The following is a 14549-nucleotide window of genomic DNA, read 5'->3' on the forward strand; positions in this document are numbered from 1 at the left end:
TGAGCACCCCCTGACACAGCGTCCCCGCTGAGCCGGCGGCCCCACCGCCGGCCCCGCCGATCCTCAAGGAGGAACCACCCCGTGTCCGAACGCGTCCTGCAGGTCGAAGCCGACGGCGGCTCCCGCGGCAACCCCGGCATCGCCGGCTACGGAGCCCTGGTCAGGGACCCCGTCACGGGCGATGTCCTGATGACCGAGGCCGGGCCGCTGGGCCGGGCGTCCAACAACGTGGCCGAGTACTCCGGCCTGATCGCCGGACTGAAGATGGCGCGCCTGGTGGACCCCTCGGCGCGGGTGCACGTGCTGATGGACTCGAAGCTCGTGGTCGAGCAGATGTCCGGCCGCTGGAGGATCAAGCACGAGGACATGCGCCGTCTCGCCGCCGAGGCCCGGAGTCTCTACCCGGCCGGACGCGTGGACTACGAGTGGATCCCGCGTGCCGAGAACAAGGATGCCGACCGGCTGTCCAACGAGGCCATGGACGCCGGGGCGAAGGGCGTGGACTGGGATGCCGGCGCGTCGGAGGTCACGGTCGCGGCCCTGGACGCCTCAGGACCGGAGCCGACCGACGCCCGGGCCGTTGTGGCCGACGACGAAGAGCCTGCGGCCCCGGCCGCGTCGGGCGCCGCGGAAACCGCGCTCCAGGGACTGCCCGGTCGGCTGCACCACGTTGAGGTCTGGGTCGCGGACCTCGAGGCGGCCGAGCGCAGCCTCGGCTGGATGCTCGAGCAGCTGGGCTACGAGTGCAACGGGCGCTGGAAGCAGGGCCGCTCCTACCAGGGGGCGGGGGAGTACATCGTGCTCGAGTCCGGTGCCGACGTCGCCGACGGCGCCCATGAGCGCCGTCGGCCGGGTCTGAACCACCTGGCGTTCATGGCGGGCACCCGTGCGCAGGTGGATGCGCTGACCGAGCTCGCCCAGGAGCACGGCTTCTCCCTGATGTTCGAGGACACCCACCCGTTCGCCGGCGGGCGCGGACACTACGCGGCCTATCTCGAGACCGAGGACGGCTTCGAGGTGGAGCTGGTGGCCACCGCCTGAGCCTCAGCGCTCGGGCAGGACCACCTGCAGCGAGCCGGCCTTGGTCACGGTCGGCTCCACGAGCTCCACGCTCCAGTCGTGGGGGCCCTCGGGGGACCCGGCCCTCTCGACGACGGCCACCGCCTCCTCCAGGGTTCGCACCTGGGAGGCCGGGGCCGCCAGCAGTTCGCGGGCCACGAGCCCGCGGGTGTGCTTGGCGAAGTGGGACACGACGGTCCGCCTCCCGGCCTTCATCTGGAACACGTCCACGGTCACGGTGCGCCCGGACGGGGCCTTCCACTGGGACGCGTAGCCGCCGGAGCGGCAGTCCACGACAGGGCCTGCGTCCTGCTCCGCGAAGGCGTCGAGCGCGGGGGTGAGGCGCTTCTTCCACCAGGTGCCGAGTCCCGGCATGTCCGGCAGCCTCGCACCGACCGACAGCCGGTAGGCCGGGATCGCGTCGCCGAGCGCGGTGACGCCGAGCAGGGCGGAGAACACCAGGGCGCGGCGGCGGGCCCGGGTACGGGCCGCCGTCGGGAGCGAGGCGTAGTCGAGGGCGTCGAAGAGGACGCCGGTGTACACCCGGTGGGCGGCTGCGGCGGGGTTCTGCGTGATCGTCCGGTTCGCCTCGACCTCGGCGGCGAGGCTCGCGCCGACGCCGAGCACCTCGAGCGCGTCCTCGCGTCCGGAGACGCGGGCGAGCCGGTCGAGCAGCTCGGTCCGGGCGGCGGTCACCTCGGGGTCGTCGGCCAGGACCAGGCCGGACAGGTCCAGCGGTCGGCCGGAGGCGGGCGCGGTCTTGCCCTCGGAGGGCGGCAGGAGGATCAGCACGTCGTCCACCCTATCCAGGCAGGAGGGCGGCTACGGTGGAGGCGGCCCGGAACTGGGCCCGGGCCCATCGCACCGGCGACCGTGCAGCGGAAGAGGAGACGGACATGCAGGGACTCAGCGTGCTGGCCATCGACGCCATGGACGTGTTCGGTGTTCTCGCCCCTGCGGCCTTCCTCGTGCTGATCGCCGCCTTCGTGATCGGAGTGCGCTCCTCCGGGACCCGCCGGACGAAGGAGCGCGTCGGCGAGGCCGAGCTGCGCGAGGGCACCTTCACCGGCGCCGAACGGGCCACCCTCGAGTGGCCGCGCAGCCGCCGGAAGCCCACCCTGGCGGAGGTGCTGCGCATCGCAGAGATGTACGGATACCGCCTGACGGACCAGGAGGATGCAGACGACGTCGTGGTCCTGCGCTTCGAAAGGGTCCACGAGGATGACTGAGCCCACCCGGCCCCGCACCGACCGCCGCGCACAGGCACAGGGGCGGGCCGGTCGTCGGGACGACGCGGACGGCGGCGGTGCCTCCGGCAGATCAGGGGCGGGGGGACGGACCGGCTGTACGCCGGGTTCTGTTCTGCGCGTCGGTTGCCCTGGAGCGCAGCGACGGCCATCTGTCTAGGCCCGCCGTCGCCGACGGGCTCGAGCGGCCAACCCGGACGCTGGGGCGGGCAGCCCTCGTGACGCGTCCTGTTCGGCCTTGCACCGGATGGGGTTTACCGAGCCGGCCCCGTCACCGGGGCCGCTGGTGGTCTCTTACACCACCCTTTCACCCTTACCCCCGCTGCGAGCAGCGGAGGCGGTCTTCTCTCTGTGGCACTGGCCTGCGGGTCGCCCCGAGTGGGTGTTGCCCACCATCCAGCCCTGTGGTGCCCGGACGTTCCTCACCCCGCACCGTGGACGGTGCGGGCCGCGGCCGTCCACCGGTCCGTCCCGAGCCGAGAGTCTACCCGCGTGCGGAGCATCACCCCCGCCCACGCGGCCGTCCCCTGCCCGAGGGCGTCCGCACCCCCTAGAATGAGGCCCGTCCGCAGTCAACGACGACGTGGATCGGGTCCAAGCGCCCGCGCTTGCCCGCACCGGCATCCAAGGAAGGACCACCGTGGCAGACAACGCCTCGACCCAGACTCCCGAGTGGAACACCCAGGAGCAGCTCGCCGAGAAGATGGTGCCGCTGCTCGGCACCCTGTACCGCGACAACAACGTGGTGACCAGCATCTACGGCCGCTCCCTCGTCCACCGCGGCGTCATCGACATCATCAAGGCCCACCGCTACGCCCGCCGCGTGGAGAACGAGCCGCTGTCCGTCGAGGCCACCTACCCGCTGGTCGAGGCCATGGCCGCCATGGACCTGGGCGCGGCCACCGTGGACCTCGCCAAGCTGGCCCGCAAGCAGAAGGAGTCCGGCCAGGACGTCCAGTCCTTCCTCGACGCCGAGTTCGCCGACGTCAAGGGCAAGGGCGGCGAGGGCCTCGGCGAGACCCAGGACGTGGTGCTCTACGGCTTCGGCCGCATCGGACGACTGCTGGCCCGCATCCTCCTGTCCCATGCCGGCGGCGGCTCCAAGCTGCGCCTGCGCGCCATCGTGGTCCGCAAGAACTCGGACGACGACCTGATCAAGCGCGCCTCCCTGCTGCGCCGCGACTCCATCCACGGCCCGTTCGACGGCACCATCGTGGTGGATGAGGACCGCAACGTCATCACCGCCAACGGCACCGAGATCCAGGTCATCTACTCGTCCGACCCGACCACGGTCGACTACACCGTGTACGGCATCAAGGACGCCCTGGTCGTCGACAACACCGGTCGCTGGCGCGACGTCGAGGGGCTGTCCCAGCACCTGCAGGCCACCGGCACCAAGAAGGTCCTGCTCACCGCCCCGGGCAAGGGCGACATGAAGAACATCGTGTTCGGCGTGAACTCGGACACCATCGAGGACGCCGACACCATCGTGTCCGCCGCCTCCTGCACCACCAACGGGATCACCCCGGTGCTCAAGGTCGTCAACGACGAGTACGGCATCGACCACGGCCACGTGGAGACCGTGCACGCCTACACCAACGACCAGAACCTCGTGGACAACTTCCACAAGGGTGCCCGCCGCGGCCGGGCAGCCGGCATGAACATGGTGATCACCGAGACCGGAGCGGCCAAGGCCGTGGCCAAGGCCCTGCCGGAGCTGGCCGGCAAGCTCTCCGGCAACGCCATCCGCGTCCCCACTCCGGACGTGTCCATGGCCATCATCAACCTGGCCCTGGACAGGCCGACCTCGGTGGAGGAGCTGAACTCCCGCCTGCAGCGGGAGTCCCTCACCGGTGAGCTGCGCGGCCAGATCGGCTACGTGGACTCCCCGGAGGTCGTGTCCACCGACTTCGTCGGCTCGGACCGCGCCGGTGTGGTGGACGGCCTCGCCACCCTCGTGAACAACGAGGGCAAGAACGCCATCCTCTACGTCTGGTACGACAACGAGTACGGCTACTCGCACCAGGTGGTCCGCGTCGTCGAGAAGATGGCCGGCCAGGACGTGCCGTCCTTCCCGAAGGCCTGACGCCTGAGCGCCTGAACGGCTGACGCGAAGGCCCCGCCCGTCGTCCCGGGCGGGGCCTTCGTCTGTCTGCGGTGAGTCGTCACCGGCGGAGGACGGCCTGGAGGAGGCCGGCGCCGTCGTCGGGGGAGGGGCCGACGACGGTCGGCTCAGTCCGCCTGTCCGGTCACCTCGTCTGCGTCCACGTCGTCGTGGCCGAAGGGGTCGCGGTCCTCGCCGGGCAGCCAGGTCACGCCCGGGACGTTCATCTTCTCGGCGCGCTGGGTGCGCTTCCACTTCCGGGCCCACCGGTCCCCGAGTCGGTTGACGTAGAGCGTGCCGTTGAGGTGGTCGTACTCGTGCTGCATGATGCGCGCGAACCAGCCGCGGGCCTCGAAGTCGATCGGCTCGCCGTCCACCGTCTGACCGGTCAGGCGCACGTGGTCAGAGCGCTTCAGCGGGTAGGACAGGCCCGGCACGGAGAGGCAGCCCTCGGAGTCCTCGTGGCGGTCAGGCTCCTCCTGCGAGGCCTTGGACAGATAGGTGAGCACCGGGTTGATCACGTGCCCGACGTTCGGGGCGTCGCCGGTGTCGTGGAAGGTCCAGGTGAAGATGCGCAGCCCCACGCCGACCTGCGGGGCGGCCAGGCCGACGCCGCGGGCCGCCTCCTGGGTGACGTACATGTCCTCGATCAGCGTGCGGATCTCGTCGTCGATGACCTCGACCTCGGCGGCGCGCTCGTGCAGGACGGGCTCGCCGTAGACGGTGATGGGACGGATGGAGGGCATGGTGCTGCGCTTCCCGGCCCGGGGTGCGGGCCTGCGTGGGTCGGAGAGGGGGGAGTCCCCAGCCTACCGCCGGGGACACCACCACGGCGGTCATTCCGCGGCGAGGGCCTCCAGCGCATCCGGATCCAGCAGCGTCACCCGCGGGCCCTCGAGGGCGATCAGGCCGTCGTCGGCGAGTCGGCGCAGCCCGCGGCTGAACGCCTCTGGGGTAATGCCCAGCAGCGAGGCGACGTCCTTCTTCGGCGCGGCCAGCACCACGACGAGCTCGGCCTTGTTCCGGGAGGCGGGCAGGCCGAGCAGATGCCCGGCGATCCGCGCGGTGACCGGCTGACGCTCCCGGGCCAGACGTTGTTCGGCCTCGGCCAGGCGAACGGCCAGCGTCCGCATCACCCGTGCGCCGATGCTCGGATGCTCGGCCAGAAGTCGGGTGACCTCGGCATGGGAGAAGGTGCACAGGCGCGTTGCGACCACGGCGCGTGCCCCGTGTCGGGCCGGCTCGCCCGTGAGGAACTCGTGCTCGCCCACGGAGTCGCCGGGCTCGACCATCCGCACCACGCGTTCCCGGCCGGTCGCTGAGCCGAGGGTCAGCGCCAGGCGGCCGCTGTGCACGACGCACAGGCGGTCGGTGCGGTCGCCGGCGAGGTGCAGGGCTTCGCCGGCCTCGAGCACGACCGGCCGCGCCAGGTCCGAGACCCGGCGCAGCTGTTCCAGGTCCAGCCCGGCGAACAGCCGGACCCGTGCCGCGCACGGCTCCGGTTCACCCACGGGGGCGAGGGGAAGGTCGATACGCACGCCATCAGCCTCCCACACGGTGCCTTGACCGTGGTCAAGGCAAGCCCGCCGTCCCCTTCGTAGCGTCAGTGACATCCCCGGAAGGAACGGGGACCCGGACCCGGCACCCGCCCGGTCCGTTCAACCTCACCGACGGCCGCGCCGGTGACGACCGACTGGAGTGACCATGACCCCCACCACGCACACCCTGCTCCGCGCCGAGGGCTTCAGCTGCCCCTCGTGCGTCCGGAAGATCGAGAAGGCCCTCGACGCCCTGCCCGGCGTGACCGGCGCGCAGGTCCACTTCGAGACCCAGCGCATCGAGGTCGACCACGACCCGCAGACCACCACTGCCCAGGACCTCGTCGAGGCCGTCGCCAAGGTCGGCTACACCGCCCGGCCGTCGGCCTTCTGACACCGCCCCGCCCCCGACGAACGGAGTCCGCCATGTCCATCCCCGCCGTCACACGTCCGGGCCGCCCTCGTGCCCGGTTCACGTTGTCCCGCCGCTGGCGGCGCCCCGTGGTGGCCGGCCTGCTGATCGCCGTCTCGCTCGTGCTGGCGCCCGAGCAGCTGGCCCACGGGACCGGACAGCTCGTGGCGGCGGGCCTGATGCTCGCCGCCGCCGTCGTGGCCGGCCTGCCGATCGCGCGCGACGCGATCGCCGCCCTGCGGGTGAAGACCGTCGGCATCGACCTGCTCGTCGCCACCGCCGCGATCGGCGCGTCTCTGCTCGGCAATTTCTGGGAGGCCGCCGCCGTGACCTTCCTCTTCGCCCTCGGCCACGGCCTCGAGGACGCGACCCTGTCTCAGACTCGCTCGGCGCTCGCGGACCTCGTGTCCACGGCGCCCGAGAACGCCGTCGTCGTGGACGCAGACGGGACGCAGCGCACCGTGCCCGCCCACGAGGTGGCCCCCGGCGCGACCGTCCTCGTCAAGGCCGGCGCCCGGGTGCCCGTGGACGGCGTGGTGCTCACCGGGGCCGGCGCCGTGGACGAGGCATCCATCACGGGCGAGTCCATCCCGGCGGAGAAGACCGACGGCGACACCGTGTACGCGGGCACCGTGGCCACGGCAGGCCTGCTGCAGGTGGAGGCGCGGGGCGTGGGCGCCGACACCACGCTGGCGCGCATCATCCACCGCGTCGAGGCGGCCCAGGAGGCCCGCGCTCGGACCCAGCGGTTCATGGACCGCTTCTCCCGCTGGTACACCCCGGCGATCATGGTGCTGGCCTTCGCGACCGGTCTGATCACGCGGGACGTCCCCCTGGCCCTGACCCTGCTGGTCATCGGCTGCCCGGGCGCCCTCGTGATCTCCATCCCGGTCGCGATCGTGGCGGGGATCGGCCGCGGCGCCAAGGACGGCGTGCTCATCAAGGGAGGGGAGTTCCTCGAGCGCTCCGCGAAGGTCGACGCCGTCGCCGTCGACAAGACCGGCACCCTCACCTCGGGCAGCCCCGAGCTGACAGACCTCGTCGCCTTCGAGCCCGGGACCGAGGACGAGGTGCTGCGCTGGGCCGCCCGGCTCGAAGCGACCTCGGACCACCCGCTGGCCGCGCCCGTCGTCGCGGCGGGCCGGGACCGCGGCCTGCTGGGCGGCCCGCTGGCGACCGATGTGGACGTCGTCCTCGGCCGCGGGCTCACCGGAAAGGTGGACGGCCATGTCGTCGCCGTGGGCAACGTGGCGCTGCTGCGCGAGCGCGGCGTGGACCCGGCCGCGGTTGACCGGGTCGAGACCGTCGTGGCCGAGCTGGCGGAGGCAGGCCAGACCCCGGCGGCGGTCGTCGTCGACGGTGTCCCGCTCGGCGTCCTCGCTGTCGCAGACACCGTCCGGCCCGAAGCCGCGGGCATGATCCGGGCGCTGCACGGCATCGGCGTCCGCGAGGTCGTGATGCTCACCGGCGACCAGCCCGGCGTCGCGCAGGCCGTGGCTCGGCAGGTGGGGGTCGACGACGTGCGGGCGGGCCTGCTGCCCCAGGACAAGCTCGAGGCGATCGAGGCCCTGCAGGCCGAGGGCCGCGTCGTCGCGATGGTCGGTGACGGCGTCAACGACGCCCCGGCCCTGGCGACGGCGGACATCGGCGTGGCCATGGGCGCGGCCGGCTCCGGTGTGGCCATTGAGACCGCGGACATCGCCCTGATGGGCGACCGGCTCGAGCGGCTGCCGCAGGCGCTCAGTCTGGCGCGGCGCACGGTGCGGGTGATGAGACAGAACATGGCGATCTCCCTCGTGACCGTCGTGGCCCTGCTGGCCGGCGTCTTCGCCGGCGGCGTCACGATGGCCCTCGGCATGCTCGTGCACGAGGCATCGGTCCTGCTGGTCATCGTGAACGCGATGCGCCTGCTGCGACGCCGGGATCAGCCCAGGTCCACGACCTCGAACTCGAGCAGGTCGGCGCCCGTGGCGACCGGCGCCGGGCGGCCGCCCCGCTCGGCGGCGTGAGCGGCGGGCAAGCGCCCGTCCCGCCAGCGCTCCGTCACCGGCCGCCTCGATGCCCGGCCACGCGGGACCGGGCCGGCCCCACGATCACCCGACGGCGCGCAGGGGCACCGCAGCCCGCTCGGGCAGACGAGGAAGGCCCCGGAATCCGCAGGATTCCGGGGCCTTCCGCATGGGGTGAGCGACGGGGATTGAACCCGCGACCTTCTGGACCACAACCAGACGCTCTGCCGACTGAGCTACGCCCACCATGCGCCCCCGAGCGGTGGAGCGCTCGGAGCAGCGCGTTCAACTATACACACACTCGGCAGCCGGTCATGACCATTGCGGCGGTGACACCGCTCACGCATCGAGGCGTGAGCGAGGTGCGGGGCCGCCGTCTCCGGTCAGGTGCCGGCCTGGCCTTCCCGGGTGACCTCGCGGGAGATCCGGTGGGCCTCGTCGGTGCTCGGCCCGGGCGGGGCGGCCATCACGGCGCGGCGGTAGTAGCGCAGCTCCTGGATGGAGTCGCGGATGTCCCCGAGGGCACGGTGGCCGCCGGTCTTCGCCGGAGCCTGGTAGTAGGCGCGGGGGTACCAGCGGCGGGCCAGCTCCTTGACGGTGGAGACGTCCACGATCCGGTAGTGCAGGTGCTCCACGACCTTCGGCATGGAGGCGGAGAGGAACAGCTTGTCCTGGCCCACCGAGTTGCCGGCGAGCAGGGCCTTGCGCGGCTCCGGCACGCGGGCGGTGATGTACTCCAGCACCTGCGCCGCGGCGTCCTCGAGGGCGAGGCCGGAGTCGAACTCGCGGATGAGCCCCGAGGTGGTGTGCATGTCTCGCACGAACGGGTCCATCTGCGCCAGGGCCTCGGCCGAGGGCCGGATCACGAGGTCGATCCCCTCGTCCAGGATGTTCAGCTCGGAGTCCGTGATCAGCACCGCGACCTCCACGAGGTCGTCGACCACCGGATCCAGGCCGGTCATCTCGCAGTCGATCCAGACCAGCGGAGCGTGGGCGTGGGCGTTCTTCGTCGTCTCGGTCACGGCTCACACCCTACTCTTGCCGCCACCGTCTCCGTGGCAGTCCAGCGTGCTCGAGGGGGCCTCGATGGTAGATTCGTGCCCCGTAGACGCCCGACCCGGACTGCCGGTGGGAACGGGACCCACGTGAGCCCCGCCGCAGGGGTGCCCCGGAGGAGGAGCCGCCACATGAACGTGCCGACGCCGCCCGCGCGCGACGCGAACGCGCCGGAGTATGTGGGCATCGGCGGGTTCCGCGTCGATCCGAAGGTGGGCGGCTGGACCGCGACCCCGCTCGTCGCGGGCACGCTCGGCTCCCTGCTGCTGGTGCTGGGGTCGTTCTCCGTCGGCTGGCTCGCCTCCACCTCCCCGATCAACCGCTGGCAGTGGCTCATCCCGTACCGCACGCAGGAGAGCGGGGTCATGCTCGGCACCGTCCTGCTCACCCTCGGCTGCTGGGTGATGTTCTGGGCCTGGCTGCGGCTGGGCCAGGTGACCCGGCCGTTCGGCCACGGAGCGCTCAGGATGGTGAACGTCGCCACGGTCCTGTGGTGTCTGCCGCAGCTGCTAGCGCTGCCGATCTTCAGCCGTGACATCTTCGCCTATGTGGGGCAGGGGCGGCTCATGGTCGCCGGCCAGGACCCCTACACCGACGGCATCTCCTCCCTCTCCAACTGGTTCCAGCTGGGCACGGACGCCACCTGGGCCAACGACGGCACCCCCTACGGTCCCGTGTTCCTCTGGATCGAGGAGGCGGTCGTGGCCGCGACCGGCCCGGACAACCCGGACCTGGCGATCTTCCTCTTCCGCCTCGCCGCCGTCGCCGGTGTGGTGCTGATCCTCGTCTTCGTCCCCCTGCTGTGCCGAGAGCGTCAGGTCAACGGGGCCTGGGCCGTATGGATCACGGCGGCCAATCCGCTGTTCACGATCTCCTTCGTCGCCTCCGGCCACAACGACGCCCTGATGGTGGGCCTGGCCCTGGCCGGAACCTACTGTGCGCTGCGCGCCGGTAGGCCGCGGCCCGCCGAGGGGCCGGTCATCTCGGCCGCCTGGGGAGTCGGGGCCGTCGTGCTGACCACACTGTCGATCGGCATCAAGCCGATCACCATGGTGCTCCTGCCGTTCATCGCCCTGCTCTGGGCCGGTCCGGCGGCCGGCTGGATACGGCGCTTCGTGATGTGGGGCATCACCGCGGCCCTGGCCTTCGGCATCATGGTCGTCGTCGGCCGGCTGAACGGCTTCGGCTTCGGGTGGCTCGAGGTCATGCTCGGCACCGGCACGGGCACCGTCCCGTGGTCGCCGATCGGCATCCTCAACGACATCACCCAGGGCGTGTTCGGCCTGATGGACTGGGACACCTCCGGTGTGGAGGACACCTACAAGCGGGTGGGCCGCATCATCTCGGTGATCGTCGTTGTGATCCTCATGTTCGTCGGCCGGCAGGACCGGGCCATGGAGCGCATGACGTGGGCCTTCACCGCCCTGGTGGTGTTCTCGCCCATCATCCAGCCCTGGTACCTGCTCTGGCTGCTCCCGTTCTTCGCCGTGATCGGCCTGAGGGACAACTGGCAGATCAAGTGGGTCGTCTTCACCGTGGGCTACTTCCTGGCCTTCGGCGCCTCGGACCAGCTGTTCACCTGGCAGTTCCTGGACATCGCCCAGGACGTCGAGCACCTCTCCCTGCTGGTCTCGGTGATCTGCCTGGGGTGGATCCTCGTGGTCGACCGCAAGACGTCACGCTTCGTGAAGGACGACTGGCACGTGCGCCCGGCGCTGGCGGCCCTGTTCGGCAGCCGATCCGCCGAGCCGCACGAGGTGCAGGGTCGTTCGGGCGACGAACGATGACCTCTGCGCAGCACCCCGGCCCGGTCGGCACGTCCCCGCGGGCCGGCGGCCGGCAGGCACCCGCGCACGAGCCCCCGGCCGGAGGGCTCGGCAGGACGTTGCACCGGCTGCGTCGCCGCCTCTGCCGGCTGGCGGTGGTGGGCTGGTTCCTGCCGTCCCACGACCGTGACCCCTACGCCGCGCTGCGTCAGGGCGTGCTCGCCTCGGTGCTCGTGGTGATCGGCTCCCTCGGCGTGGGATGGATGCCCTCCGTGCCCGAGTCGTTCCTCGCCCGGGTGCGCTCCTTCCAGCTCGTCCGGCTGGACCTGTCCACGGCGCTGCCGTTCGCCCTGGTCCTCGCCGTGGGCTGTCTGCTGCTCGTGCGGTCCTGGCTGCGGCTGGGCCAGCAGGTGTCAGGGTGCTGGGCCACCCACGGGATCGCCGTCCGCCGGGCGGTCTGGTGGTGGACGGTCCCGCTGCTGGTCTGCGTGCCGATCTTCTCGCGGGACGTGTTCTCCTACATCCAGCAGGGTCGGATGGTCTCCGCGGGGCTGGACCCGTACACCGAGGGCGTCTCCCAGCTGCCCGGCTGGTTCATGTACGGCGCGGACTCCATCTGGGCGGAGTCGCCGAGCCCCTACGGGCCGCTGTTCCTCGGCATGGCCGAGGCCATCTGGCGCCTCAGCGCCGGCATCCCGGAGGTCGCGGTCCTCCTGTACCGCACCATCGCCGTGGCCGGGCTGGCACTGTGCCTCTGGGCCGTGCCGCGCCTGGCCGAGGCGGCCGGACGGAACCCGGACTGGGCGGTGTGGCTCGTGGTGGCCAACCCCCTCTTCCTGCTGTACATGGTCGCCGGCGTCCACAACGACGCCCTGATGATCGGCCTCATGCTCGCCGGATTCGTGCTGCTGGTGCGCGAGCCCCGCCGCCGTCTCCCCGCCCTCGCAGGGATCCTGCTCATCGTGCTGTCCGTCGCCATCAAGCCGCTCACGGCGCTCGTGCTGCCCTTCGCGGCCCTGCTGCTGCCAGCCGGCTGGAGGCCTTTCCGGGACGGAACCGGCCTGAGCCTGCGCCGCCGCATCGGCCCCTGGCTCACCACCGGTGCCGCCGCCCTGGCCGTCCTCGCGACGATCGGCGCGGCCACCGGCCTGGGCTTCGGGTGGGTCCAGGCGATGCTCACCAGCGGCGACGCCGCCTTCCCGTATGCGCCCTTCGGACTGCTCGGCCTCGGCTTCGGCGCGCTCGTGGACGTGGTCACCGCCGTGCCCGCCCGGCAGGCCGCCGGCTGGTTCTACACCGCAGGAACGGCGGCGACGCTGGCCTACACGGCCTGGTGTGCCCTGCGTCCCCGCGCCGCCGACCCCATCGCCACCTCCGCCTCGGTGCTGCTCGTGGCCATCGTGCTGGCCCCGATCGTCCAGCCCTGGTACCTGCTCTGGGTGCTGCCCCTGGCGGCCTGCGCGCTGCCGGGACGCAACAACCACCCGCGCTGGCTCGGCTGGGTGAACATCGCCCTGGTCCTCGCCCTCACCGCCGTGGGGGCGGTGGACCAGCTCGCTGTGGCGAACTGGGTGCCGCTGACCGTGGTGCGCCTCTGTACGGCGGTGCTCTGCCTGGCCATGATCGTGTGGCTGGTCTGGCTCGACCCGCACACGCGACGGCTCTTCCCGGGCCGCCGCCGGCAGGCCGAGCTGATCGAGCCTGAGGCAGAGCCCACCCCGGCACACCGCGCCGCCGACGTCGTCCGCCTCGCCCCCGCGATAGCCTCGAACCGGACCGACTCCGGTCCCGCTTCCCGTCCCCTTCCCAGGAGTCCCCAGTGAGCCATTCCGTCGCCGGACAGACCGCTCCACGGTCGAAGTGGATCGCCGTGCTGGTCGGTCTCACGCTGCTGGCCGCCGTCGCGGCGTTCCTGTCCAAACAGTGGTGCCGCCTGAACGGCTGGGGCGTGCCGGATGTGCACCTGCACATGTGCTACTCGGACTTCGCTCAGCTGTACCCCACGCGCGGCCTCGCCGACGGCTACTTCCCGTTCTACACGCCGCTGCCTGAGGACCAGTGGATGGAGTACCCGGCGCTGCTGGCGGTCGTCGCGGGGGTGACGAGCTGGCTCGTGCCGGCAGACGGCTCCGTGGCCGAGCGCACGGTCACCTACTTCGACGTCAACGCGCTCGGGGTGGTGCTGTGCTGGATCGTCGTCGTGGTCGCCACGGCCTTCACCGCAGGCCACCGCTCCAAGGACGCCCTCCTGGTGGCCCTCGCCCCGGGCATCGTGCTGACCTCGATGCTCAACTGGGACCTCTGGGCGGTCATGCTCGCCGCCCTGGCCCTGTGGACCTGGTCGAACGGCCGCACCGTGCTCTCCGGCGTGCTGCTGGGCCTCGGCGCAGCGATGAAGCTCTACCCGCTGTTCTTCCTCGGCGCGATCCTCGTCCTGGCGATCCGCACCCTGAAGCTCGGGAGGTTCTTCACCACCCTCGCCGTGGGCGTGCTCACCTGGCTGGCCGTGAACGTCCCGTTCATGCTCACCGCCTTCGACCAGTGGTCCCGCTTCTACACGTTCTCCGGCGACCGGCCCGTCTCGTTCTCCTCCCTGTGGCTCGCCTTCACCTGGACCGGCTGGTCCGGCGAGACCTTCTCCCTGATCTCCAACGGCCTGTTCGCCCTCTGCTGCGCCGGCGTGGCCTACCTGGGCCTGTCCAGCCGCCACCGCCCGCGGATGGCCCAGCTGTGCCTGCTGATCGTGGCCTCGTTCATCCTGCTCGGCAAGGTGTACTCGCCGCAGTTCGTGATGTGGCTGATCCCGCTCGTCGTGCTCGCCAGCCCGCGCTGGAAGACCTTCTGGGTCTGGCAGGCGATCGAGGTCTACCACTGGGGCGGCGTCTGGATGGAGTCGGCCCGCATCACCTCCTCCGGCGCCTTCGGCCAGGACGCGCTGTGGATCCCGCTCTGGTACGGCTCCGGCATCGTCCTGCACATGGCCGCGGTCATCTGGATCTGCGTGACCGTGGTCAAGGACATCCTCGACCCCGAGCGAGACCCGGTGCGTGCCGGGCTCGCCCCGGACGCCGGGGACGGCCGCTACGCGGACCCGGGCGACGGCGTCTTCGCCGACCACCCGGACCGCTTCCTTCTCCCGCCTGCCGGTCGCGGCCCCGTCCGCACGGAACGCCGGGAGTCCGCGGTGCGCTGACGGGCGGAGGCGCCCACGGGGCCACGCCCACACGCTTCACGACGACGGTGGCCCACCTCCTGGAGGAGGTGGGCCACCGTCGTCGTGGTCCAGGAGGGGCACCGCGGGGCGGGGCTGCGCCACGGACGGTCACCCGGCCGCCGGGCCTGCGGCGCACGGCGGGCG

The 14549-nt window shown here is 71.9% G+C and carries 11 protein-coding genes, 1 tRNA gene, 1 other RNA gene and 2 pseudogenes; 8 read left to right on the forward strand and 7 right to left on the reverse strand.

The genetic code is table 11. The features are described 5' to 3' along the window. Positions 1–81: 81 nt before the first annotated feature. Positions 82–1041 (forward strand): reverse transcriptase-like protein, encoded by a 960-nt coding sequence (locus CEQ11_RS06875; protein WP_088478175.1) that lies wholly within the window; start codon positions 82–84, stop codon positions 1039–1041. Positions 1042–1044: 3 nt separating this feature from the next. Here the strand turns inward: CEQ11_RS06875 and CEQ11_RS06880 are convergent, their stop codons facing one another. Next, the gene (locus CEQ11_RS06880) at positions 1045–1851 is read right to left on the reverse strand and encodes a YaaA family protein (RefSeq protein ID WP_088478951.1); all 807 of its coding nucleotides are present in this window, start codon (positions 1849–1851) and stop codon (positions 1045–1047) included. A gap of 104 nt (positions 1852–1955) precedes the next feature. Between CEQ11_RS06880 and CEQ11_RS06885 the strand changes: the two genes are divergently transcribed. Further along, entirely contained in the window at positions 1956–2288 is a 333-nt protein-coding gene (locus CEQ11_RS06885; RefSeq protein ID WP_227718780.1) for a hypothetical protein, read from the forward strand. A 101-nt stretch (positions 2289–2389) separates the two neighbouring features. Here the strand turns inward: CEQ11_RS06885 and rnpB are convergent. Then, positions 2390–2776: RNase P RNA component class A (gene rnpB, locus CEQ11_RS06890), an RNA gene on the reverse strand. A 170-nt stretch (positions 2777–2946) separates the two neighbouring features. On the opposite strand from rnpB, the gene CEQ11_RS06895 reads away from it, so the two are divergent. Then, the gene (locus CEQ11_RS06895) at positions 2947–4392 is read left to right on the forward strand and encodes a glyceraldehyde-3-phosphate dehydrogenase (protein ID WP_070639700.1); all 1446 of its coding nucleotides are present in this window, start codon (positions 2947–2949) and stop codon (positions 4390–4392) included. Positions 4393–4538: 146 nt separating this feature from the next. Here the strand turns inward: CEQ11_RS06895 and def are convergent, their stop codons facing one another. Both def and CEQ11_RS06905 read right to left on the reverse strand, forming a co-directional pair. Then, the gene (gene def / locus CEQ11_RS06900; RefSeq protein WP_088478176.1) at positions 4539–5156 is read right to left on the reverse strand and encodes a peptide deformylase; all 618 of its coding nucleotides are present in this window, start codon (positions 5154–5156) and stop codon (positions 4539–4541) included. Between the two features lie 90 nt (positions 5157–5246). Beyond that, positions 5247–5948, reverse strand: coding sequence for a Crp/Fnr family transcriptional regulator (locus tag CEQ11_RS06905; RefSeq protein WP_227718781.1), 702 nt, complete (start codon positions 5946–5948; stop codon positions 5247–5249). Between the two features lie 166 nt (positions 5949–6114). On the opposite strand from CEQ11_RS06905, the gene CEQ11_RS06910 reads away from it, so the two are divergent. After that, entirely contained in the window at positions 6115–6342 is a 228-nt protein-coding gene (locus CEQ11_RS06910) for a heavy-metal-associated domain-containing protein (protein WP_036381311.1), read from the forward strand. 197 nt (positions 6343–6539) lie between these two features. Beyond that, positions 6540–8258: pseudogene (locus CEQ11_RS06915) on the forward strand (heavy metal translocating P-type ATPase); the annotation flags it as partial. A gap of 26 nt (positions 8259–8284) precedes the next feature. Here the strand turns inward: CEQ11_RS06915 and CEQ11_RS13480 are convergent. From CEQ11_RS13480 to orn, 3 genes and pseudogenes are all read right to left on the reverse strand, one after another. Further along, a pseudogene (locus CEQ11_RS13480) lies at positions 8285–8380 on the reverse strand (antibiotic biosynthesis monooxygenase); the annotation flags it as partial. A 159-nt stretch (positions 8381–8539) separates the two neighbouring features. Beyond that, a tRNA-His gene (locus CEQ11_RS06920) sits at positions 8540–8615 on the reverse strand. Between the two features lie 137 nt (positions 8616–8752). Next, complete coding sequence (gene orn / locus CEQ11_RS06925; RefSeq protein ID WP_102957496.1) at positions 8753–9391, reverse strand: oligoribonuclease; 639 nt, start codon at positions 9389–9391, stop codon at positions 8753–8755. Between the two features lie 165 nt (positions 9392–9556). Here orn and mptB (CEQ11_RS06930) point away from each other — a divergent pair, with 165 nt between their 5' ends. Genes mptB (CEQ11_RS06930) through CEQ11_RS06940 form a run of 3 tightly spaced genes read left to right on the forward strand, consistent with a single transcriptional unit; the run spans position 9557 to position 14384 of the window. Further along, on the forward strand, positions 9557–11212 hold the full coding sequence (gene mptB / locus CEQ11_RS06930) for a polyprenol phosphomannose-dependent alpha 1,6 mannosyltransferase MptB (protein ID WP_088478177.1): 1656 nt from the start codon (positions 9557–9559) through the stop codon (positions 11210–11212). After that, positions 11209–13014: a polyprenol phosphomannose-dependent alpha 1,6 mannosyltransferase MptB gene (gene mptB, locus CEQ11_RS06935; protein ID WP_088478178.1), complete on the forward strand. Its 1806-nt coding sequence runs from the start codon at positions 11209–11211 to the stop codon at positions 13012–13014. Before mptB (CEQ11_RS06930) ends, mptB (CEQ11_RS06935) begins: the two co-directional genes overlap by 4 nt. Beyond that, a complete protein-coding gene (locus tag CEQ11_RS06940; RefSeq protein WP_088478179.1) occupies positions 13011–14384 on the forward strand; it encodes a glycosyltransferase family 87 protein in 1374 nt (457 codons plus the stop codon). The genes mptB (CEQ11_RS06935) and CEQ11_RS06940 overlap by 4 nt, the downstream gene beginning before the upstream one ends. The last annotated feature ends 165 nt before the right edge of the window (positions 14385–14549 follow it).

It is taken from the genome of Micrococcus sp. FDAARGOS_333 (genome assembly GCF_002206575.2).
Lineage (GTDB): Bacteria > Actinomycetota > Actinomycetes > Actinomycetales > Micrococcaceae > Micrococcus > Micrococcus lylae.

Coding starts and splice junctions, on each gene's coding strand:
- CEQ11_RS06885 (WP_227718780.1), top strand. CDS start 1,956: ATGCAGGGACTCAGCGTGCTGGCCATCGACGCCATGGACGTGTTCGGT.
- def (WP_088478176.1), bottom strand. CDS start 5,156: ATGCCCTCCATCCGTCCCATCACCGTCTACGGCGAGCCCGTCCTGCAC.
- CEQ11_RS06910 (WP_036381311.1), top strand. CDS start 6,115: ATGACCCCCACCACGCACACCCTGCTCCGCGCCGAGGGCTTCAGCTGC.
- mptB (WP_088478177.1), top strand. CDS start 9,557: ATGAACGTGCCGACGCCGCCCGCGCGCGACGCGAACGCGCCGGAGTAT.
- mptB (WP_088478178.1), top strand. CDS start 11,209: ATGACCTCTGCGCAGCACCCCGGCCCGGTCGGCACGTCCCCGCGGGCC.